Source organism: Paraburkholderia sp. UYCP14C, assembly GCF_004197395.1.
Lineage (GTDB): Bacteria > Pseudomonadota > Gammaproteobacteria > Burkholderiales > Burkholderiaceae > Paraburkholderia.
In genome coordinates this window covers 36580-56700 of the sequence record NZ_SELS01000020.1, presented here as the reverse complement: position 1 = coordinate 56700, position 20121 = coordinate 36580, and the positions used below count along the sequence as shown (strand labels likewise).

Sequence of the window (20121 nt, the reverse complement as noted above, 5' to 3'; positions counted from 1 at the left end):
TCCTTGTGCAAGCGAGCCGCCCGGCAACGTCAACCGCGAATCGAACCGAAAATCGAGACCCAACCGCTACAAAAACATCAGGAAATTCAACAGCAGGATATTGATCACCAGCAGCGTCAACGCCGTCGGAATCTGCGCCTTGATCACCGCATTCTTGTCCGGCAATTCGAGCAGCGCGACCGGCACCATGTTGAAGTTCGCGGCCATCGGCGTCATCAGCGTGCCGCAGTAGCCCGAGAACATGCCGATCGCGGCCATCACCGCCGGGTTACCGTGAAACACGCCGACGAGAATCGGCACGCCGACGCCGCCCGTCATCACCGGAAACGCGGCGAAGCCGTTGCCCATCACCATAGTAAACAGCGCCATGCCGATGCAGTACACGGCCACCGCGACGAAGCGGTAATCGAGGCTGATATACGACGTGGTCACGTGCGCGACCGCCTTGCCGACGCCTGCGTCCGAGAACACGAGGCCGAGCATGCCGAGCATTTGCGGCAGCACCGCGGCCCACGACAGCGCATCGACGAGGCGGCGCGCTTCCTTCATCGACTGACCGACCGTGTCGCGCGTAATCACGCAGGCGATCGCGAGTGCAATGACGCAGCCGATGCCGAAGCCGATCAGCGTGACGTTGGCCTTCTCGATCAGCGGCACACCGCCGAACACCAGATGGCTCGCCGCGAGCGTGATGATCACCGTGATGACCGGGATCGTCAGCGCGGGCACGAACAGCTTGTTGCGCAGACGCGCGGCGCTCGCCTGACGCGCTTCGAGCGACAGCGTCTTCGGCTTGCCCGCGGTGACGCCGCCGAAGCCCGCGATCAGCGCCATCGCGATCACGGCGACGCCGACCACGGCCGGCGGCAGCCGGTCGCCGATCAGGAAGATCAGCGCGTACAGAATCCAGAAACCGCCCGCGGTGAAGCGGCGCGGATGCTCGCGGTCCGTCGCGATCATGCCGCCGACGATCAGCAGCACGATGCCGAGCAACCAGAACAGATAGGTGATCGTGAAGGTCATGCTTCGTCTCCGGTAGCGCGCGTGGCCGACGGCGGCGTCGATGCCGCGGCCGCTTTCGCGTTTGAACTGCCGCCCGGCGCGTTGCCGCGCAATTCACGTTCGAGCCGGCGGTCGAGCAGCCAGAGCCGGAAGCCGTGCACGATGAACGCGCTGATCGCGGTCGGAATGCCCCACACCGCCACGTGGATCGGCTCGACGACGATGCCCGCTTCCTTCAGGAAGGTCGTCATCAGCACGATCGCGCCGAATGCGACGAAGACGTCCTCGCCGAAGAAGAGGCCGACGTTGTCGGTTGCGGCCGAGAACGCGCGCAGCCGGAAGCGCACCTCGTCGCCAATCTTGCCGAAGCGGTTTTCGGTCGCGCCCTCGGCCATCGGCGCGATCAGCGGACGCACCATCTGCGGATGGCCGCCGAGCCCGGTCAGGCCGACCGCGGCGGTCAGCTCGCGCACTGCCAGATAGACGATCAACAGACGCCCGGCGGTCGCCGCCTTGATGCCGCTGATCCACGCCTGCGCGCGCTCGCGCAGGCCGTGTCGTTCGAGCAGGCCGATCACCGCGAGCGGCAGCAGGATGATCAGCGGGATGTTGCGGGTCTTGATGAAGCCGGTGCCGATCAGCGCGAGGATCTTTTCCGGCGGGAATTGCGCGGCGAAGCCGGTGACGATCGCGGCGACGGCCACGATCAGCATCGGATTGAAACGCAACAGAAAGCCAACGATGATCACGGCCACACCGATGAGCGGCCAAAGACTGACGGTTGTCTGCATCAGGGTCTCCAAAGAGGTCATTCAACTTCGCCGCGGATGGCGGCTGACGTGAACCAACCGGTGCATGCGGCTTCATGCGCCGGCGTGCTGCCGCGGCTCTGCGGCCGCGTCGAACTCTCTTTTCCTGCCCCGCGGATGCGTGTGCGTCGGCATCCGCGGGTTGGCAGCCGGCATCGCGATTGCGATTCATGCCCCGGCTGGCAAACGCCCCGCGTGGGAGCGGGGCGCTGGATCGGTCACGCGCGCCGGATCGGATCGGCGCGCGCGGTGGGGACGGCGGTGATGCGAACGCTCATACGCGCGCGGCGCTCGCCGCGTGCACTTCGATGCCGGCCTCGGCGAGCGCGCCGCGGATGCGTCGCGCGAACGCGAGCGCGTGCGGGCCATCGCCGTGCAGGCAGATGGTCTGCGCGTTCAACGGCACCCATTGCCCGTCGACGGCCTTCACGCGTTGCTCGCGGATCATCGTGAGCGTGCGCGCGAGCACTTCGTCCTCGTCGTCGAGCAGCGCACCCGGCTCCTTGCGCGGCACGAGCGAGCCGTCGGCTCGATAGCCGCGGTCGGCGAACACTTCCTCGATCGCGGTCAGGCCCGCGTTGCGCGCGGCGCTGACGAGCCCGCTGTTGGCGAGTGCGAACACCGCGACCGACGGATCGAAGTCGTGCACCGCGGAGACGATCGCGTCGGCGATCTTCGCGTCGCGCGCGGCCTGGTTGTACAGCGCGCCGTGCGGTTTCACGTGCGCGATGCGCCCGCCCTCGGCCTGCGCGATCGCCGACAGCGCGCCGAGCTGATACAGCACGCCCGCGTAGATCTCCCCCGCCGGCAGATCCATTTCCTTACGGCCGAAATTCTCGGGATCGTTGAAGCTCGGATGCGCGCCGATCGACACGCCTTTCTGCACGGCCCAGCGCACGCAGTCGCGCATCGCGTTGGGGCCGCCCGCATGCCAGCCACACGCGATGTTGGCCGAGCTCACGAGGTCGAGCAGCGCCTCGTCGGAGCCGCAGCCTTCGCCGAGATCGGCGTTCAGATCGATTTCCATGGGGACTCCTTTATTCACTGTTACAGCGTCGCGAGCGCCGCCTGGCGCGCGCAACGCTCTTCATGCATCGCGATCGCGGCATCGATCTGCCGCAGATACGCACGTTCTTCCAGCAAAGCCTGGCGCGCCTCGTAGGGCGTCGTCGGGATGAAACGGACCGCCGCGTTCAGGCGCACCTGCGCGAGCTTCCACAGGTCGGCCTGGATCACCGCGCCGATCTTCGGATAGCCGCCGGTGGTCTGCGCGTCGCTCATCAGCACGATCGGCTGGCCGTTCGGCGGTACCTGGATCGTGCCGGGCAGCACCGCGTGCGACAGCAGATCGGTCTTGTGCGTGCGTTTCAGTTCGGTGCCGGCAAGGCGATAGCCCATGCGGTTGCTGTTCGGCGTGACGAGCCACTCGTCGGACCAGAACGACTGCTGCGCGTCCGCCGTGAAGCTGTCGTATTCGGGGCCGCGCAGCACGCGGATCGGTATCGCCCACGGCACGCCCGACGGATGCCGGCCGCGCCGCAGCGGCTCGTGGACCAGCACGAACTTGCACCAGGCGGGCGCCTTCACGCCGAACTCGGGCGCCTCGGGCGTGAAGCCGAGGTGGCCGCGCTGCGGCGGCGCGCCGACCGGCAGGCGGTCGCCGTCGTTGAGCGCGCGGCCGCCGAGTCCGCCGAAGCGGCCGGCGAGGTCCGTGCTGCGCGAGCCGAGCATCGGCAAGACGTCGATGCCGCCCGCCACGCACACATAGCCGCGCATGCCGCGCTTCGCCGCGTTCAGCACGAGCTCCTGGCCGGCCTGCACCGGCAGGCTCCACCATGAATAGACGGGTTTGCCGTCGAGCGTCGCGCCGAACTCGGTGCCGGTGATCGCGACGCGCGTCGCGCGCAGAAAGCGCAGCACGGTCGGGCCGAAGGTGATTTCGAGGCCGGCCGCGTCGGGGCGGTTGCCGACCAGCCGGTTGCCGACTTCGAGCGACAGACGGTCGAGCGCACCACCCATCGCGACGCCGAGATGCCGGTAGCCGTGGCGGCCGAGGTCCTGGATCGTGGTCTGGAGACCCGCGCGGATGACGTCGATCATGCGTGGATCCCCGCGATCGTGAAGCGCACCCGGTCGCCGGGCTGCAGCAGGGTGGGCGGACGGCGCGCCGGATCGAACAGCGGCACCTCGGTGCGGCCGATCAACTGCCAGCCGCCCGGCGACACCGCCGGATAGATGCCGGTCTGCTCGCCGCCGATGCCGACCGAACCCGCCGGCACCTCGAGCCGCGGCGACGCGCGGCGCGGCGTGTGCAGCGCGGCATCGAGCCCACCCATGTAGGCGAAGCCGGGCTGGAAGCCGAGAAAGAACACCACGTAGGCGCCGCCCGCATGACGCTCGACGACCTCGCGCGCGCTCAAGCCGGTATGTTCGGCGACCGCCTGCAAGTCGGGGCCGAATGTGCCGCCGTACTGCACCGCAATCTCGACGTCGCGCCCCGCTATGGCGGCTTTGGCCGCCGCGTTCCAGGCCGCGAGCAACTGCTCGCGGAGCGCGTCGGCGTCGGTCGCGAGCGGGTCGAATACGAGCGTTAGATTGTTCATGCCGGGCACGACTTCGAGCACCTGCGGCCAGTCGCGCGCGGCCTCGGCGGCGGCCCACACGCGCTGCTGGCACTCCAGCGTGGCGGGCGGCGGCGCCTCGCAGACTAGCGCGGCATCGCCGAGCGGAAAGATTCGTGGTTGGCTCATGACTGGGCGGCCCGGATCGAGTCGGAAAATGAGGCGGACAGCGCAGCGCGTTGGCGCATGCCCGGCACGGAGTCGGCGACGTTTGGAGCGTACATTATCAATAAAATATCGACGATTTACCAATAAGCGTTTTTGCCAGGCTCGTCGGCGGCGGGGCATCGTCGTACACTTGCGACACTTTTCCAGCCCATATTCATCCCGGGAACCTCGAATGACGCGTCATCCCACCAAGATCGTTTCGTCGGAACATCTCGTCTCCGAGAGCAGCGCGGAACTGTCCGAACTCGAATACGCGCTGATCATGGCGGGCAATGCGTTCAACCGCTGGATGGTGCGCTGCATGTCGGCGGCCGGCGACAAGGACATGACCGCGATCGAGGTGTCGCTGCTGCACCACGTGAGCCATCGCGAACGTCGCAAGAAGCTCGCGGACATCTGCTTCGTGCTGAACATCGAAGACACGCACGTCGCGACTTACGCGTTGAAAAAGCTCGTAGCTAGAGGGTATGTAAAAAGCGAAAAGACCGGCAAGGAAGTGTTCTTTTCCGCAACCGACGCCGGCCGCGAGCTATGCCTGAAATATCGCGAGGTGCGCGAAAACTGCCTGATCTCGACACTCAAGGAAAGCGGGCTGACCAACCAGCAGATCGGCGAGGCCGCGCAGTTGATGCGCAACGCGTCGGGCTTGTACGACACGGCGGCGCGCGCGGCGGCTTCGCTGTAACGACCGGATAGCGCGCGAGCGCTGCGTGCCACCTGCGGCACAGCGCGCGTTCAGCCCGGCAGCGGCGGATGAAACCCCGCCTCGGTGACGATCAGATCCAGCGGAATGTCATGCGCCTCGCGCTCCAGCGTGTCGATGCGGCACGCTTCGTACGCGATGCCGACCGTGACCGGCTTGCGCGCAGCAGGCCAGCCGGCCAGGGTGCGGTCGTAATAGCCGCCGCCGTAGCCGAGACGATAGCCGTCCGAGTCGAAACCCACGCAAGGCACGAACAGCAGCTCGGGCAGCACGACGCGCCCCGAGGTCGGCTCGGCAATCTTGTGATGGCCGATTTTCATCGGCGTCGCAGGCGTCCATGCATGGAATTCGAGCGCCATGCCACGTTCTTTAATGATTGGCAGACTGGCTTCGTGATGCGGGTCGGCCGCGAGCCAGATCGCGATCGCGCCGCGCGCGTCGAACTCGCCGGCGAGGGGCCAGTAGAATCCCGCGCTGCGTACCGCATAGTGCTTCAGCGCGTCGAGCATTCGACGCCCGAGCGCGGCATTCTTCGCCGGCTCGGAAGCCGCTTGCAGACGGCTTTCCAGCAACATCCGGCGCAGCGCCTTTTTCGTTGCCGGGACAGGGTTGCATGCTATGCTTGGGTCCAATTCGCGCTCCAGAAACAACGATGTCAAAACGCCTTTTTCGAGTATATCGCGCGGCCGGTATCGCGCTGGCCGCAGCGGCACTCGTAGCCTGCAGCACCGCCTCGGCCGTCAAGCCCCTCCCGCAGTCGCAACTCACCAACGACGACCAGATTTTCATCCAGCTTCGCGAAGCCGCGCGTACTAACGACGCGGCGCGTGCGGCCCAGCTCGCGAGCATGATCCCGAACTATCCGGCGCCGTCGTATCTGGAGTATTTCCAGATCAAGCCGCAGCTGTTCGATGCGACCGGCCATGCGCGCGTCGACGCGCCGGACGCGCCCGTGCTCGCGTTCCTGCAGAAGTACGACGGCCAGGCGATCGCCGATCGCATGCGCAACGACTACCTGACCGTGCTCGGCACGCGCCACGACTGGCGCAACTTCGACCAGCAGTACGCGAAGTTCGTGCTCGACGACGACACCCAGGTCAAGTGCTACGCGCTCGAATCGCGCGCGTCGCGCGGCGAGAACGTCGCGGACGCGGCGCGCGCGCTGCTCGTCGATCCGAAATGGTACGGCGACGGCTGCGTCGATCTGATCACGGTGCTCGGGGTGAACCATCAGTTCAGCGCCGACGACATCTGGGCGCAAATCCGTCTCGCGTACGAGCAGAACTACACGAGCACCGGCAGCAAGCTCGTCGACGCGCTCGGCGACCAGCCGCCCGACCCGGTCCTGTTCGACCAGGCGGCCAATACGCCGCCGCTGCTGCTCGCGCGCGGCGTCGGGCCGGATCCGCAATCGCATCAGCTGGCGCTGCTCGCGATCACGCGCATGGCGCGCAACGATCCGGCCATGGCCGCGGCCACGTTCGCGTCGGTCGCGCCGTCGCTGAATTCGCCGGAGCGCGCGATCGGCTGGGGCACGATCGGCTATCAGGGCGCGCTCAAGCAGATGCCCGGCGCGGTTGACTGGTTCAGGCTGTCGGCGAACGCGCCGCTGTCGAATCCCGCGTATGAATGGCGCACCCGCAGCGCGCTGCTCGCCGGCGACTGGAACATGGTGCGCTGGTCGATCGAGCAGATGCCCGAGTCGCTGCGCAAGCAGCCGTCGTGGGTGTACTGGCATGCGCGCGCGCTGAAGCAGGCCGGCGACACGGCCACGGCGAGCCAGGAATTCCAGTCGATCGCGTCGAACTTCAACTTCTACGGTCAGCTCGCGCTCGAAGAGCTCGGCCAGAAGATCACGGTGCCGCCGAAAACCACCGTGACCGACGCCGAAGTGCAGCAGGCCGGCACCACGCCGGGCTTCGATCTGGCGCAGCGCTTCTATGCGCTGAATCTGCGGATCGAAGGCAACCGCGAGTGGAACTGGCCGCTGCGCACCATGTCCGACCGGCAACTGCTGGCGGTCGCCGAGTACGCTCGCCGCATCGAACTGTACGACCGCACCGTCAACACCGCGGACCGCACGAAGAGCGAGCACGATTTCTCGCTGCGCTATCTATCGCCGTTCCGCAACATCGTCGAGCAGGACGCGCAGTCGAGCGGGCTCGACGTCGAGTGGGCGTACGGGCTGATTCGCCAGGAGTCGCGCTTCATCATCAACGCGCGCTCGGACGTCGGTGCGGGCGGACTGATGCAGCTGATGCCCGCCACCGCGCAACTGGTCGCGAAAAAGATCGGTCTGGGGCCGATATCGCGCGAGCAGATGAACGACATCAACACCAACATCCTGCTCGGCACCAACTACCTGGCGATGATCTACAATCAGTTCGACGGATCCGCCGTGCTGGCCACCGCTGGATACAACGCAGGTCCGGGCCGTCCGCGCAACTGGCGGCAGTCGCTGCAGCGGCCGGTCGAAGGCGCGGTCTTCGCCGAGGCGATTCCGTTCCAGGAAACGCGCGACTACGTGAAGAATGTGTTGTCCAACACGGTCTACTACGCGGCATTGTTCGAAGGCCGTCCGCAATCGCTGAAGGCGCGCCTGGGTTACATCGCACCGTAAGCGCCTTGCCGCCGCAACCTCGTTCAGAGATTGCGGCGCGCTTCGCCAGCCGTTGCCGCGGCTTCCATCAGGGAGTCGAAAAATGCGACATCAAGCCATCGCGGTCATCGGCGGCTCCGGGTTCATCGGCAGCTACCTCATCAACGCGCTCGTCGAGATGGGCAAGGACGTGCGCGTCGCCACACGGCGACGCTACAACGCGCGCCATCTGACCATGCAGCCGATCGACGTGCTCGAAACCGACGTGTTCGATCCGGTGCAGCTCGCGCGCTTCGTCGAAGGCGTGGATTGCGTGATCAACCTCGTCGGCATCCTGAACGGCAAACGCGGCAAGCCCTATGGAAAGGAGTTCGCGCATGCGCACGTCGAGCTGCCGACGCGCATCGTCGCCGCCTGCGAAGGCAAGGGCGTGCATCGGCTGATTCATCTGAGCGCGCTCGGCGCCGATCCGAACGGCCCAAGCATGTATTCGCGCTCGAAAGCCGACGGCGAGAAAGCCGTGCATGCGGCAAATGTTGCGTGGACGATCTTCCGGCCGTCGGTCGTGTTCGGCCCCGAGGACGCGTTTCTGAACAAGTTCGCGTTTTTGCAGCGCGTGTTTCCGGCCATTCCGCTCGCGATGCCGGACGCGCAGTTCCAGCCGGTCTACGTCGGCGACGTCGCGAAGGCGATCGTCAACGTGCTCGATCTCGACGGCGCCAGCGGCCGCACCTACGAGCTCGGCGGCCCGACCGTCTACACGCTCGAAGACCTGGTTTCGTACTGCGGCGACGTGATCGGCAAGCATGCGCGCATCATCCGTCTGCCGGAGCCGCTCGCGCGTCTGCAGGCGCTGAGCTTCGAATTGGCGCCGGGCGAACCGGTGATTTCGCGCGACAATCTCGATTCGATGAAGGTCGCCAATATTCTGAGCGGGCCGCTCGCGCCGGAGCTCGGACTCGAACCGGTCAGCATCGAGGCGATCGTACCGACGTATCTGACCGGCGCGGCCTCGGGTTCGCGGCTCGACACGTTCCGCGCCAGCGCAGGGCGCTAGATCCTTTTCCTCTCTCTTCCTGATAACAAGTATGAAACTGCTGATAGGTGACAAGAACTATTCGTCGTGGTCGATGCGTCCGTGGCTGCTGCTCACGCACTTCGGCATTCCGTTCGAAGAAGAGCTGATCCTGCTGTACGAAGCGGACACGACTGCAAAGATCCGCGCTCAGGCACCGCGCGGACCGGGCAAGGTGCCGTGCCTGATCGACGACGCGGGGCAGGCCGTGTGGGATTCGCTCGCGATCGCCGAAACGCTCGCCGAGCGCTTCCCGCAGCACGCGCTGTGGCCGCGCGACCCGGCGGCGCGCGCGCATGCGCGCAGCGTCAGTGCCGAAATGCACTCGGGCTTCGGCGAATTGCGCTCGAAGATGTGGATGAACATCCGCGCGTCGTTTCCGGGCAAGAACGCGACGCCGGGCGCGCTCGCCGATATCGCGCGGATCGAAACGATCTGGCGCGACTGCCTCGAAACCTATGGCGGTCCGTTCCTGTTCGGCGAGTTCGGCATTGCCGACGCGATGTACGCGCCGGTCGCGATGCGCTTCAACACGTGGCAGCCGGCGTTGTCGGAGACCGCGGCCGCCTATGTCGAGCGGCTTGGCGCGCTGCCCGCGGTCAATGCATGGATCGACGCCTCGCGCCGCGAAACGCACGCGATCGCCTATCAAGACGAATGCCCATGAATATTTACGCGGTAGGCGGCGCGGTTCGCGACGAGTTGCTCGGCGTGCCGGTGCAGGACCGCGACTACGTGGTGGTGGGCGCGACGCCCGAGCAGATGGTCGCGCAGGGCTATCGGCCGGTGGGGAAGGACTTTCCGGTATTTCTGCATCCGCAGACGCACGAGGAGTACGCGCTCGCGCGCACCGAGCGCAAGACGGCGGCCGGCTATCACGGCTTCCAGTTTTTCTATGCGCCCGACGTGACGCTGGAGGAAGACCTCGCGCGCCGCGATCTGACGGTCAACGCGATGGCACGCGAGGTGCGCCCCGACGGCGAACTGACTGGGCCGGTCATCGATCCGTTCAACGGCAGGGCCGACTTGCAGGCGCGCCTCTTTCGCCATGTCAGCGATGCGTTCCTCGAAGACCCGGTGCGGATTCTGCGCATCGCGCGTTTCGCGGCGCGCTTCGTCGATTTCACGGTCGCGCCGGAAACGCTGGCGCTGATGCGCCGGATGGTCGCCGACGGCGAAGCCGATGCGCTGGTGGCCGAGCGCGTGTGGCAGGAGGTGTCGCGCGGACTGATGGAGAAGAAGCCGTCGCGGATGTTCGACGTGCTGCGCGACTGCGGCGCGCTCGCGCGGATTCTGCCCGAGATCGACGCGCTATTCGGCGTGCCTCAGCGCGCCGACTATCACCCCGAGGTCGATACCGGTGTCCACGTGATGATGGTGCTCGACCATGCCGCGCAGCAGGGCTACGCGCTGCCGGTGCGCTTCGCGGCGCTCACACACGACCTCGGCAAGGCCACCACGCCGGAGGACGTGCTGCCGCGGCACATCGGGCACGAGGGCCGCAGCGTCGATCTGCTGAAGCCGCTGTGCGAGCGGTTGCGCGTGCCGAATGAGTGCCGCGATCTCGCGGTGCTGGTCGCGCGTGAGCACGGCAATATTCGTCGCGTGATGGAGATGGGGGCGGCGGCTCTGGTGCGCCTGCTGGAGCGCAGCGACGCGATCAGGAAGCCGGCGCGCTTCGCCGAGGCATTGCAAGCCTGCGAGTCCGACGCGCGCGGGCGGCTCGGCTTCGAGATGTGCGAGTACCCGCAGGCCGAGCGGCTGAGGGTTGCGCTGGTGGCCGCGCGAGGCGTGGATGCGGGGGCAGTGGCGCAGCGGCTCGCCGACGCGCCGGCCGGCATCAAGGATGCCGTGCACGAGGAGCGGGTGCGAGCGGTGGAGGCTGCGCTGGCTTGAAGTCGCGCGGGTGTGAAGTAGCGCGACGGCGTCTACAACACCCGCGCCAGCAGCGACAACAGCATCGACAGCACCAGCGTCGACATGAACGGAAACGGATACTCGCGGCCGAACAGCCGCAAGGTCACGTCGCCGGGCATCCGGCCGATGCCCAGCTTGCGCAGCCACGGCCAGCACGACGACAGCACCGCGACCGCAACGAAGGTAGTCAAAAGCCAGCGAATCATCGCGAGTCCTCGAACCAGAGCGGATCCACAATCACAGCGTATGCGAGCGATCGCCGCTCGAAAAGGCGCGCAGTGTATCGTCGAGTCCGCGCGAAAACGCGATCACCTTGAAAAGCTCGCCCATCTCCGCCTCGGACAGCAGCTTCTGCACCGCATTGGCCGCGGGCAGAAAGCGCGCGGTGTCGTCGGGATCGATCTCGCCGAGCGCCTCGGTGACGCCCGCGTTCAGCAGGAAGCGTGCTTGCGACGTGAAGCCGAGCAGGTCCGCGCCGGTCTCGACGCCGGCCTCGGCGATGCCGGTGAATTCGACGTGCGCGGTGATGTCCTGCAGACCGGGATAAAGGAACGGGTCGCCGTGCGCGCGGTGCCGGTAGTGGCACATCAGCGTGCCCTGCGCGCGCTGGTCGTGGTAGTACTCGTGGCGCGGAAAGCCGTAGTCGATCAGCAAGATCGCGCCGCGCGCGAGCATCGTGCAGATCGTGCGCGTGAAGGCGCGCGCGGCTTCGTGCGTTTCGGTCAGGTAGTCGTCGGCGGCCGGCTCGCGGATCGCATCGATTTCGGAGAGCAGCGCGAGATCCGCGGCGGCTACGACGCGACGGTCGTCGAACCCGAACGCGCCGTCGCGCCACACCACGCCGCGCTCGTGCCAGACCCCGCCGCTTTGCGCGAAGAGCCGCACCGGCATCGCATCGAGCACCTCGTTGCCGATCACCACGCCTTCGAAACGCTCCGGCAATGCGTCGAGCCAACGCACTTTGGCGAGCAGCGCGGGCGCCGCCGCCGCGATCGTTTCGCGCTGCCGCTCGCGCAACTCACCCGACAGATCGACGATCGAATAGCTGTCGAATTCGGCGTCGAGCGCGTCGAGCGCATTGAGCAGCCCCGCCGCGAGCTTGCCGGTGCCGGCACCGAACTCCATCACGTCGCGCGTGCCGCTCGCCTCCAACGCTTCGGCGACCGGGCGCGCGAGCGTCGCGGCGAACAGCGGCGACAATTCCGGCGCGGTGACGAAGTCGCTGCCGTCATCGGCGCGCAGGCCGAATTTACGCGCACCGCCGCTGTAGTAGCCGAGCCCCGGTGCATACAACGCGCGCTCCATGTAGCGGTCGAACGGCAGCCAGCCGCCGGCCGCGTCGAGCTGCGCACGGATCTCGGCGACCAGCGCATCGGACTGCGCAAGCGCGCTCGGGCCGGGAGCAGGTAAACTATCGGGTTGGTGAGCTTTCGGATTCATCCCCGCATTGTAAATGACCGTTTCTCCGGACATCGCTGCCCGCGCGGCCGTAGCGCCGACTGAACCGCCCCGCGTCGTGCTGGTTACCGGTGCGGCGCGCCGCATCGGGCGCGCGCTCGCACTCGGCTTCGCCGCGCGCGGCTGGGACGTGGCCGTGCACTATGGCGCCTCGCGTGAGGAAGCCGACGAAGTCGTCGAACAGATCGTCGCGCTGGGCCGCCGCGCGGTTGCGCTGCACGCCGAGCTCGGCGACGAGGCGCAGGTCGCGCGGCTGCTGCCGGACTGCACCGCCGCGCTCGGGCGCCCATCGTGCATCGTCAACAACGCGTCACGCTTCGAGGAAGACACGGCGCGCGACGTCGGCTACGAGCTGCTGCTGAAGCTGACCGCGATGAACGTCGGCGCGCCGCTGGTGCTCGCGCGCATGCTTTACGACGCGACGCCCAATGCGGCGCTGCGCGACGAAAGCCAGCGCGGCGTCGTGATCAACGTGCTGGACCAGAAGCTGTACAACATGAACCCGGACTATCTGTCGTACACGCTGTCGAAGGCGGCGCTGCAGACCGCGACGGTCGCGCTCGCCCAGGCGCTCGCACCGAAGGTCCGGGTGGTCGGGCTTGCGCCCGGCCTGACCATGCAATCGGGCGACCAGACCCAGGACGGGTTCGAGGCCGCTCACCGTATGACGCCTCTTGGCCGTGCGTCGCGGCCCGAGGATATCGTCGCCGCCGCGCTGTATCTCGCGGATGCAGCCGGCGTCACCGGAACGACGCTGGTGGTCGACGGCGGGCAGCACCTCGTGCCGCTGCCGCGCGACGTGATGTTTTTGACGGGCGCCTGACACGCCCGCGGCCGGCCTTCGAGGCGGCCGTCGCCGGTAGCGAAGCGCCCCTTTGCGTGCCCCGCACGCTTTTTTGATTGGAACGAACATGTTTGCCGCTCTTTCACACCCCCGGCTCGCCGATTGCCGCCGGCTTTTCCTGCGCAATTACGAAGTGCACATCAATATCGGTGTGCACGACTTCGAAAAGCGCGGCGAGCAGCGCGTCGTGATCAACGTCGAACTGTTCGTGCCGCTCGCGATGTCCACGCCGGTGCAAGACAAGCTCACCGAAGTCGTCGACTACGACTTCATGCGCTCGACGATCGCCAAACGCGTGTCGCAAGGCCATATCCATCTGCAGGAAACGCTGTGCGACGACCTCGTGCGCGCGATGCTCGAACATCCGCAGGTGCGCGGCGCACGCGTGTCGACCGAGAAGCCGGACGTGTATCCGGACTGCGATGCGGTCGGCGTCGAAGTCTTCCGCATCAAGGAGGACTGAGCGATGAATGCACCGGACATGCTGAACGCAGCCAACCAGGCCGCCGAGGCCAGCGCGGCGCCGAGCGCCGCACGCGCCCCGAAATCGCCGCTCACACGCCGCGAGCAGAAGGAAGCGTACGAGAACAACAAGCTGTTCAAGCGTCTCGCGCGCCAGGTCGGCCAGGCGATCGGCGACTACAACATGATCGAGGACGGCGACAAGGTGATGGTGTGCCTGTCGGGCGGCAAGGATAGCTACGCGATGCTCGACATCCTGATGCGGTTGCGCGAGCGCGCGCCGATCAATTTCGACATCGTCGCGGTGAATCTCGACCAGAAGCAGCCGGGCTTTCCCGAGCACGTGCTGCCCGAGTATCTGACCCAGCTCGACATCCCGTTTCACATCGAGAACCAGGACACCTACAGCATCGTCAAGCGGCTCGTGCCGGAGGGCAAGACCACCTGCTCGCTGTGCTCGCGGCTGCGGCGCGGCATCCTGTACCGCGTTGCGGGCGAGCTCGGCGCGACCAAGATCGCGCTCGGCCATCATCGCGACGACATCCTGCAGACGCTGCTCCTGAACCTGTTCTACGGCGGCAAGCTGAAGGGCATGCCGCCCAAGCTGCAATCGGACGACGGCAAGAACATCGTGATCCGGCCGCTCGCCTACGTGAAGGAAACCGATCTGGAGAAGTACGCGGAGCTGCGCGAATTCCCGATCATTCCGTGCAATCTGTGCGGGAGCCAGCCGAACCTGAAGCGCGCGGAAATGAAAGCGCTGGTGCGTGACTGGGAGAAGCGCTTCCCGGGCCGCATCGAGAACATGTTCAACGCGCTGTCGAACGTGGTGCCTTCGCATCTGATGGACCACCAGCTGTTTCCGTTCGCGGGGCTGCGCGCGACCGGCGAGGCCGACCCGCAAGGCGATATCGCGTTCGACGAAGAACCGTGCTCGAGCGGCGACGAAGGCGCGCCGCTCACCGGCGCGAAGACCATTTCGCTGGTCCAGTTCGACGACCTGTAACGCGCGAACAGTGCCTGTTCCGGCTGCATTCCGGCGCTTTTCCGCCGGCTTGCAAGCCCCGCCGAGGCCGCGTCAGCGGCCTTTTTTGCAGGTGCAGCATGATAGAATCGTGCGCTCCAAACTCGTCTAGTTGCCGACGCCATGAACATCGTCATTTTGGCGGCAGGTACCGGCAAGCGCATGCGGTCCGCGCTTCCCAAGGTGCTCCATCCTCTGGCCGGCCGGCCGCTCCTCGCTCATGTCATCGACACCGCCCGCGCGCTGCAGCCCGCGCGCCTGATCGTCGTGATCGGCCACGGCGCCGAAGCCGTTCGTGAAGCCGTCGCGGCGCCCGATATCCGGTTCGCGGTGCAGGAGCAACAGCTCGGCACCGGCCACGCGGTGCAGCAGGCGCTGCCGCTGCTCGATCCTTCCTTGCCCACGCTGGTGCTGTATGGCGACGTGCCGCTGACGCGCGCGGAGACGCTGCGCGCATTGACCGAACGCGCCGGCCAGAACGGCTACGGCGTGCTCACCGTCACGCTCGACGACCCGACCGGCTATGGCCGCATCGTGCGCGATCAGCACGGCAACGTGCAGCGCATCGTCGAGCAGAAGGACGCGAATCCGGAGCAACTGAAGATCGCCGAAATCAACACCGGCATCATCGTCGCGCCGACCGGGCGTCTCGCCGGCTGGCTCGCGGCGCTCAGGAACGACAACGCGCAAGGCGAGTTCTATCTGACCGACGCGGTCGAGATGGCGATCGAAGCCGGCCTGAAAGTCGTCACCACGCAGCCCGAGCACGAGTGGGAAACGCTCGGTGTGAACAGCAAGCAGCAACTGGCCGAGCTCGAGCGGATTCATCAGCGCAATGTGGCCGACGCGCTGCTCGTCGCGGGCGTGACGCTCGTCGATCCAGCCCGCGTCGACGTGCGCGGCACGCTCGAATGCGGCCGCGACGTGTCGATCGACGTGAACTGCGTGTTCGAAGGCCGCGTAACGCTGGCCGACAACGTCTGCATCGGTCCGAACTGCGTGATCCGCAACGCGCGTATCGGCGTCGGTACACGCGTCGATGCGTTCTCGCACATCGAGGGTGCGGAAGTCGGCGCGAAGGCCGTTATCGGTCCATATGCGCGCTTGCGCCCGGGTGCGGCGCTGCACGACGAGTCGCACGTCGGGAACTTCGTCGAGGTCAAGAACGCGGTGCTCGGCCATGGCTCGAAAGCGAACCACCTCAGCTACATCGGCGATGCGGATGTCGGCGCGCGCGTGAATATCGGCGCGGGTACGATCACCTGCAACTACGACGGCGCCAACAAATTCCGCACCGTGATCGAGGACGACGTGTTCGTCGGCTCGGACACGCAACTGGTCGCACCGGTGCGCGTGCAGCGCGGCGCGACGATCGCGGCCGGTACCACGGTATGGAAAGACGTCGCGGCCGGCGCGCTGGTGCTGAACGATAAAACCCAAACGAGCAGGACGGGCTACGTGCGCCCGGTCAAAAAGAAAACCTGATCGATACGGCGTGCCCACGAGGCGCGCTCACTGAATCCGGCACTGAAAAGGAATTCACCATGTGCGGCATTGTCGGCGCGGTTGCGCAACGTAACATCGTTCCCGTCCTGATCGAAGGACTGCGGCGCCTCGAATATCGCGGCTACGATTCGTGCGGCGTCGCCGTGCTCGGCGCTCGCGGACCGAGCCGCGCGCGCAGCGTCGCGCGTGTCGCCGACCTCGACGGGCAGGTGCGCGACGGTCGCCTCGAAGGCGTGACGGGCATCGCGCATACGCGCTGGGCCACACATGGTGCACCGGTCACCGACAACGCGCACCCGATCTTCTCGCGCGATGCGCTGGCGTTGGTACACAACGGCATCATCGAGAACTATGAGACCTTGCGCGAAATGCTGCGTGGCAAGGGTTACGAGTTCGTCTCGCAGACCGACACCGAGGTTATTGCGCACCTGATCCATAGCCTGTATCGCGGCGATCTGTTCGCCGCGGTGCGCGAGGCGATCGCGCAGCTGCACGGTGCGTACGCGATCGCGGTGCTGCACAGGGACCAGCCGCACACGGTGGTCGGCGCCCGCCAGGGCTCGCCGCTCGTGGTCGGACTCGGCGACGGCGAGAACTTCCTCGCGTCGGACGCGCTTGCGCTCGCGGGCAGCACCGAGCGCTTCATCTTCCTCGAGGAAGGCGACGTCTGCGAACTGTCGCTCGATGGCGTGCGGATCGCCGATCGCCAGGGCGAGGCCGCGCAGCGCGAAGTGCGTCAGGTCGCGGCGTATGGCGGCGCGGTTGAACTCGGCCCGTATCGCCACTTCATGCAGAAGGAAATTTTCGAGCAGCCGCAAGCGATCACCGACACGATTCCGCAAGCCGATGCATTCGATGCGTGGATCTTCGGCGAAGGCGCGGGCGAGGTGTTCGCGGACATCGACAGTTTGCTGATTCTCGCGTGCGGCACCAGCTACTACTCGGGGCTCACTGCCAAGTACTGGCTCGAATCGCTCGCGAAGATTCCGACTCAGGTCGAGATTGCGAGCGAGTATCGCTATCGCGAGTCGGTGCCGAATCCGAAGTCGCTGGTGGTGGTGATTTCGCAGTCGGGTGAAACCGCCGACACGCTCGCGGCGCTCAAGCACGCGCAGGCGCTCGGCCACAAGCACACGCTCGCGATCTGCAACGTCGGCACGAGCGCGATGGTGCGGCAGACCGAGTTGTCGTTCCTCACGCACGCGGGGCGCGAGATCGGCGTCGCGTCGACCAAGGCGTTCACGACGCAGCTGGTCGCGTTGTTCACGCTGGCGGCAACGCTCGCGAAGCTGCGCGGACGTCTGAACGACGAGCAGGAAGCGAGCTATCTGAAGCAGCTGCGCCACCTGCCGGCTGCGCTCAACAGCGTGCTCGCGCTGGAGCCGCAGATCATCGCGTGGTCGGAGGAGTTTTCTCGCAAGGAACATGCGTTGTTCCTCGGGCGCGGCCTGCACTATCCGATCGCCCTCGAAGGCGCGCTGAAGCTCAAGGAGATATCGTATATCCACGCCGAGGCGTATCCGGCCGGCGAATTGAAGCACGGTCCGTTGGCGCTCGTGACCGAAGCGATGCCGGTGGTGACGGTCGCGCCGAACGACGCGCTGCTCGAAAAGCTGAAGTCGAACATCCAGGAAGTACGCGCGCGTGGCGGCGAGCTTTATGTGTTCGCCGATGCGGATACGAAGATCGTCAACGACGAAGGGCTGCACGTGATCCGCATGCCGGAGCACTATGGCCTGCTGTCGCCGATCCTGCACGTCGTGCCGCTGCAGTTGCTCGCGTATCACACCGCTTGCGCGCGTGGCACCGATGTGGATAAGCCGCGCAACCTGGCGAAATCGGTGACGGTGGAGTGACGAAGCAGAAGACGTAACGGCGCATAGGAACTTGGAAAGAGGTCCGCGCGAGTCGCGGACCCACACATTTTGGCACCGGAATTTCGTAAGTCTGGAGGCCCCGTCACGACTGGCGTCGCGGAGCCTATTCGAAAAATTGCAATCAGGCCAAAGTGTCCGCGCCACTTCCCCGCATGGGCGCAGTAACCCCTGGTGGGCTTTTTGAAAGTTCTGGGCGCGCCAATGCGCAATGCCCGCGCATCCTCGAAAACTTCTGACAAAGTTTGACGCGCGCGCGTTATTCCCCGGGCCTCGGCCCCCGGCTTACCTACGATGTGCACAAGGTTGTTGACGCCGTCGATTTGATCCGGGTGCCCAACTTCGTGTGATCTCCAGCGAATGGATGTTGAATCGTTGCTCTCCGAGCGGGATGAATCGGAAACGATGGTTCAGTGCAACTCCGGCATAAGGCTTAATCGGACGTCGTGCACGTTTGAATTAGAAGCGTATACGTGTAAACGCATCTCCCTTTTCCGGAGCCGATTTCTGCATCTAGGTAATTGTTTTTACGAGGTAAACGCTTCTATTCCCACCGCGACAAATCGCCCGTGTTTCGAGGGGGAAATTCCTAAAAATGGCACAGAAATGACCTCGCAATGAGCGGTCGCCCGGGGCTTCGGCCCCGGTCTCATCTCCTTCCGTTGCGTCTACCTTCCCATCCTGCATCCCGCGCTAGCGGCTCGCTCCTGCTGCTCGCCCAGTATCACCTCGCCTTGATTGCGCAATATGCTGCCCGGGGTTCGGCTCCGGTTGCACGGCATCTAACATCCGTTTTCCTGCCCCATACGGCAGACGAATATCGCGATAAACTGAAGTTCCAAAGGTTGAAGGTGAGGCATGATGTCCACAAGCGAAGACCTGCTCGAACTCGGCGAAACCCAAGCGGCGGCTCCCGCCGGAGACGAACAAGAAGCCGTCATAGACCCTGCGGAGAAGAAGGCGCAACGTCTTCGCAAAGAAAAGCGTGAGCTCATCGACTCGCTCGCCAGTGGTGACTTCTCGACTCAGAGAGCTCGCGTCGCATATATTTTGAATATGTATCCGGCGGCCCGGAACAGCGACATCGTTCTGGCGCTCAAATATTGGGCGGAGTTCCAGCCTGCGTTCTTCAATCCCGATGGTATAAAGCCCGAACATCTTTTCGAGCTTGAACACGTACCGCTTCTCGTGCGAGCGCGGGCAAAGATTCAAAACGAATACGAGCTATTCCAAGCCGACGTGAAGGTACGCCGCCGCCGCAGGGGCCTTGAAGACGAAATGCGCGATGCAGTCCTCGAGGATGCGACGCCGAGGCAGACGCTCCAGGTGTTTGCCGACGAAACGGGCAAGACCGAGGCCCACGTAATCGTGGGCGCCGTCTGGGTGTTGAACGGCCGCGCAGTATTCGATGTGACGCAGGCCATCAACACGTGGAAGGCCAGCTCCACGTTTGCAAAGCGGGAACTGCACTTTGCGAGGTTCGGGAAAGGGGACATTGACGCGATTGCAGACTACCTCGATGTCATCGAGGTGAATCGCGAGTATCTAAGCTTCAAGCTCATCGCGGTCCGTCGAGACAATTTGAAACGCAGTATCGAAGACGCCGTGCAACGTCTGCACGAATTCATGCTGCTCAAGGGGCTTGAGCATGAGGTGAACAGCGGGCGGGTCGGGCTACCGCGATATGTCACTGTCACGCTGGACGAAGAACAGTCGCTCGACCAGATTGCCATCGAGGGAATGAAGCAGCGCATTCACGATGGTCTTCAAAATCGACACGGCGATGAGCTGATACTCGAGTCTATCGTTGCGGTTTCTTCGAAAAATAGCGCTCTGGTTCAGCTCGCGGATGTCGTTGCGGGCTCGGTGAACCGCCGACTGAACTTTACCGGAACACGCAATCACTTCCGTTTGAAAAAACTCGAGTACACCGCTGGTCCCAACTAGTCGCCCGGCGCGAAGCACCGTCCCACTGGTGGCAAAGACCTCGCCCTCGTGGATTGAGTGCCCGTAGAGTGCATATCCCTTGTAAATCTCTGCTTCCATCGTGTTCGTCAGG

At 65.4% G+C, this 20121-nt stretch carries 19 protein-coding genes; 11 read left to right on the top strand and 8 right to left on the bottom strand.

The features are described 5' to 3' along the window. Positions 1-66: 66 nt before the first annotated feature. From EVC45_RS19750 to pxpB, 5 genes are all read right to left on the bottom strand, one after another. The gene (locus EVC45_RS19750) at positions 67-1023 is read right to left on the bottom strand and encodes a DUF979 domain-containing protein (protein WP_129959839.1); all 957 of its coding nucleotides are present in this window, start codon (positions 1021-1023) and stop codon (positions 67-69) included. Next, positions 1020-1793, bottom strand: a complete 774-nt coding sequence (locus tag EVC45_RS19745) for a DUF969 domain-containing protein (RefSeq protein WP_129959837.1) — start codon at positions 1791-1793, stop codon at positions 1020-1022. The genes EVC45_RS19750 and EVC45_RS19745 overlap by 4 nt, the downstream gene beginning before the upstream one ends. 292 nt (positions 1794-2085) lie before the next feature. After that, complete coding sequence (gene pxpA, locus EVC45_RS19740; protein WP_129959835.1) at positions 2086-2838, bottom strand: 5-oxoprolinase subunit PxpA; 753 nt, start codon at positions 2836-2838, stop codon at positions 2086-2088. 20 nt (positions 2839-2858) lie between these two features. Then, complete coding sequence (locus EVC45_RS19735; protein ID WP_129959833.1) at positions 2859-3911, bottom strand: biotin-dependent carboxyltransferase family protein; 1053 nt, start codon at positions 3909-3911, stop codon at positions 2859-2861. Then, on the bottom strand, positions 3908-4561 hold the full coding sequence (gene pxpB / locus EVC45_RS19730; protein WP_129959831.1) for a 5-oxoprolinase subunit PxpB: 654 nt from the start codon (positions 4559-4561) through the stop codon (positions 3908-3910). The genes EVC45_RS19735 and pxpB overlap by 4 nt, the downstream gene beginning before the upstream one ends. Before the next feature lie 211 nt (positions 4562-4772). On the opposite strand from pxpB, the gene EVC45_RS19725 reads away from it, so the two are divergent. Then, entirely contained in the window at positions 4773-5285 is a 513-nt protein-coding gene (locus EVC45_RS19725; protein ID WP_018418717.1) for a winged helix DNA-binding protein, read from the top strand. A 50-nt stretch (positions 5286-5335) separates the two neighbouring features. On the opposite strand, the gene EVC45_RS19720 is transcribed toward EVC45_RS19725, so the two are convergent. Next, positions 5336-5878, bottom strand: coding sequence for a 5-formyltetrahydrofolate cyclo-ligase (locus EVC45_RS19720; protein ID WP_248295193.1), 543 nt, complete (start codon positions 5876-5878; stop codon positions 5336-5338). Positions 5879-5955: 77 nt separating this feature from the next. On the opposite strand from EVC45_RS19720, the gene EVC45_RS19715 reads away from it, so the two are divergent. The 4 genes from EVC45_RS19715 to EVC45_RS19700 all read left to right on the top strand — a co-directional run bounded on the left by EVC45_RS19715 (position 5956) and on the right by EVC45_RS19700 (position 10873). Continuing rightward, the gene (locus tag EVC45_RS19715; RefSeq protein WP_129959827.1) at positions 5956-7923 is read left to right on the top strand and encodes a lytic transglycosylase domain-containing protein; all 1968 of its coding nucleotides are present in this window, start codon (positions 5956-5958) and stop codon (positions 7921-7923) included. A gap of 82 nt (positions 7924-8005) precedes the next feature. Next, positions 8006-8959 (top strand): complex I NDUFA9 subunit family protein, encoded by a 954-nt coding sequence (locus EVC45_RS19710; protein WP_129959825.1) that lies wholly within the window; start codon positions 8006-8008, stop codon positions 8957-8959. A gap of 31 nt (positions 8960-8990) precedes the next feature. Beyond that, a complete protein-coding gene (locus EVC45_RS19705) occupies positions 8991-9644 on the top strand; it encodes a glutathione S-transferase family protein (RefSeq protein WP_129959823.1) in 654 nt (217 codons plus the stop codon). Next, positions 9641-10873: a multifunctional CCA addition/repair protein gene (locus tag EVC45_RS19700; protein ID WP_129959821.1), complete on the top strand. Its 1233-nt coding sequence runs from the start codon at positions 9641-9643 to the stop codon at positions 10871-10873. The genes EVC45_RS19705 and EVC45_RS19700 overlap by 4 nt, the downstream gene beginning before the upstream one ends. Before the next feature lie 32 nt (positions 10874-10905). On the opposite strand, the gene EVC45_RS19695 is transcribed toward EVC45_RS19700, so the two are convergent. Together EVC45_RS19695 and EVC45_RS19690 are read right to left on the bottom strand one after the other, a co-directional pair. Continuing rightward, complete coding sequence (locus EVC45_RS19695; protein ID WP_018418711.1) at positions 10906-11100, bottom strand: DUF2905 domain-containing protein; 195 nt, start codon at positions 11098-11100, stop codon at positions 10906-10908. 31 nt (positions 11101-11131) lie between these two features. Next, positions 11132-12334, bottom strand: coding sequence for a class I SAM-dependent methyltransferase (locus EVC45_RS19690; protein WP_129959819.1), 1203 nt, complete (start codon positions 12332-12334; stop codon positions 11132-11134). A 13-nt stretch (positions 12335-12347) separates the two neighbouring features. On the opposite strand from EVC45_RS19690, the gene EVC45_RS19685 reads away from it, so the two are divergent. The 6 genes from EVC45_RS19685 to EVC45_RS19660 all read left to right on the top strand — a co-directional run bounded on the left by EVC45_RS19685 (position 12348) and on the right by EVC45_RS19660 (position 20009). Next, entirely contained in the window at positions 12348-13175 is an 828-nt protein-coding gene (locus tag EVC45_RS19685) for an SDR family oxidoreductase (RefSeq protein ID WP_129959817.1), read from the top strand. Between the two features lie 88 nt (positions 13176-13263). Further along, positions 13264-13659 carry a dihydroneopterin aldolase gene (locus tag EVC45_RS19680; RefSeq protein WP_129959815.1) on the top strand — a complete coding sequence of 132 codons (396 nt, stop codon included), beginning with the start codon at positions 13264-13266 and terminating at the stop codon, positions 13657-13659. 3 nt (positions 13660-13662) lie between these two features. Beyond that, the gene (gene ttcA / locus EVC45_RS19675) at positions 13663-14664 is read left to right on the top strand and encodes a tRNA 2-thiocytidine(32) synthetase TtcA (protein WP_129959813.1); all 1002 of its coding nucleotides are present in this window, start codon (positions 13663-13665) and stop codon (positions 14662-14664) included. A 141-nt stretch (positions 14665-14805) separates the two neighbouring features. Then, positions 14806-16167 (top strand): bifunctional UDP-N-acetylglucosamine diphosphorylase/glucosamine-1-phosphate N-acetyltransferase GlmU, encoded by a 1362-nt coding sequence (gene glmU, locus EVC45_RS19670; protein WP_129959810.1) that lies wholly within the window; start codon positions 14806-14808, stop codon positions 16165-16167. A gap of 59 nt (positions 16168-16226) precedes the next feature. Beyond that, on the top strand, positions 16227-18044 hold the full coding sequence (glmS, locus tag EVC45_RS19665) for a glutamine--fructose-6-phosphate transaminase (isomerizing) (RefSeq protein ID WP_129959807.1): 1818 nt from the start codon (positions 16227-16229) through the stop codon (positions 18042-18044). Positions 18045-18920: 876 nt separating this feature from the next. Beyond that, positions 18921-20009 carry a DUF3800 domain-containing protein gene (locus tag EVC45_RS19660; protein ID WP_248295192.1) on the top strand — a complete coding sequence of 363 codons (1089 nt, stop codon included), beginning with the start codon at positions 18921-18923 and terminating at the stop codon, positions 20007-20009. The last annotated feature ends 112 nt before the right edge of the window (positions 20010-20121 follow it).

Bases quoted from the DNA above. Each gene is read 5' to 3' on its own strand.
- EVC45_RS19750 (WP_129959839.1), bottom strand. From the start codon at position 1,023: ATGACCTTCACGATCACCTATCTGTTCTGGTTGCTCGGCATCGTGCTG.
- EVC45_RS19745 (WP_129959837.1), bottom strand. From the start codon at position 1,793: ATGCAGACAACCGTCAGTCTTTGGCCGCTCATCGGTGTGGCCGTGATC.
- pxpA (WP_129959835.1), bottom strand. From the start codon at position 2,838: ATGGAAATCGATCTGAACGCCGATCTCGGCGAAGGCTGCGGCTCCGAC.
- EVC45_RS19735 (WP_129959833.1), bottom strand. From the start codon at position 3,911: ATGATCGACGTCATCCGCGCGGGTCTCCAGACCACGATCCAGGACCTC.
- pxpB (WP_129959831.1), bottom strand. From the start codon at position 4,561: ATGAGCCAACCACGAATCTTTCCGCTCGGCGATGCCGCGCTAGTCTGC.
- EVC45_RS19725 (WP_018418717.1), top strand. From the start codon at position 4,773: ATGACGCGTCATCCCACCAAGATCGTTTCGTCGGAACATCTCGTCTCC.
- EVC45_RS19720 (WP_248295193.1), bottom strand. From the start codon at position 5,878: ATGTTGCTGGAAAGCCGTCTGCAAGCGGCTTCCGAGCCGGCGAAGAAT.
- EVC45_RS19715 (WP_129959827.1), top strand. From the start codon at position 5,956: ATGTCAAAACGCCTTTTTCGAGTATATCGCGCGGCCGGTATCGCGCTG.
- EVC45_RS19710 (WP_129959825.1), top strand. From the start codon at position 8,006: ATGCGACATCAAGCCATCGCGGTCATCGGCGGCTCCGGGTTCATCGGC.
- EVC45_RS19705 (WP_129959823.1), top strand. From the start codon at position 8,991: ATGAAACTGCTGATAGGTGACAAGAACTATTCGTCGTGGTCGATGCGT.
- EVC45_RS19700 (WP_129959821.1), top strand. From the start codon at position 9,641: ATGAATATTTACGCGGTAGGCGGCGCGGTTCGCGACGAGTTGCTCGGC.
- EVC45_RS19695 (WP_018418711.1), bottom strand. From the start codon at position 11,100: ATGATTCGCTGGCTTTTGACTACCTTCGTTGCGGTCGCGGTGCTGTCG.
- EVC45_RS19690 (WP_129959819.1), bottom strand. From the start codon at position 12,334: ATGAATCCGAAAGCTCACCAACCCGATAGTTTACCTGCTCCCGGCCCG.
- EVC45_RS19685 (WP_129959817.1), top strand. From the start codon at position 12,348: ATGACCGTTTCTCCGGACATCGCTGCCCGCGCGGCCGTAGCGCCGACT.
- EVC45_RS19680 (WP_129959815.1), top strand. From the start codon at position 13,264: ATGTTTGCCGCTCTTTCACACCCCCGGCTCGCCGATTGCCGCCGGCTT.
- ttcA (WP_129959813.1), top strand. From the start codon at position 13,663: ATGAATGCACCGGACATGCTGAACGCAGCCAACCAGGCCGCCGAGGCC.
- glmU (WP_129959810.1), top strand. From the start codon at position 14,806: ATGAACATCGTCATTTTGGCGGCAGGTACCGGCAAGCGCATGCGGTCC.
- glmS (WP_129959807.1), top strand. From the start codon at position 16,227: ATGTGCGGCATTGTCGGCGCGGTTGCGCAACGTAACATCGTTCCCGTC.
- EVC45_RS19660 (WP_248295192.1), top strand. From the start codon at position 18,921: ATGATGTCCACAAGCGAAGACCTGCTCGAACTCGGCGAAACCCAAGCG.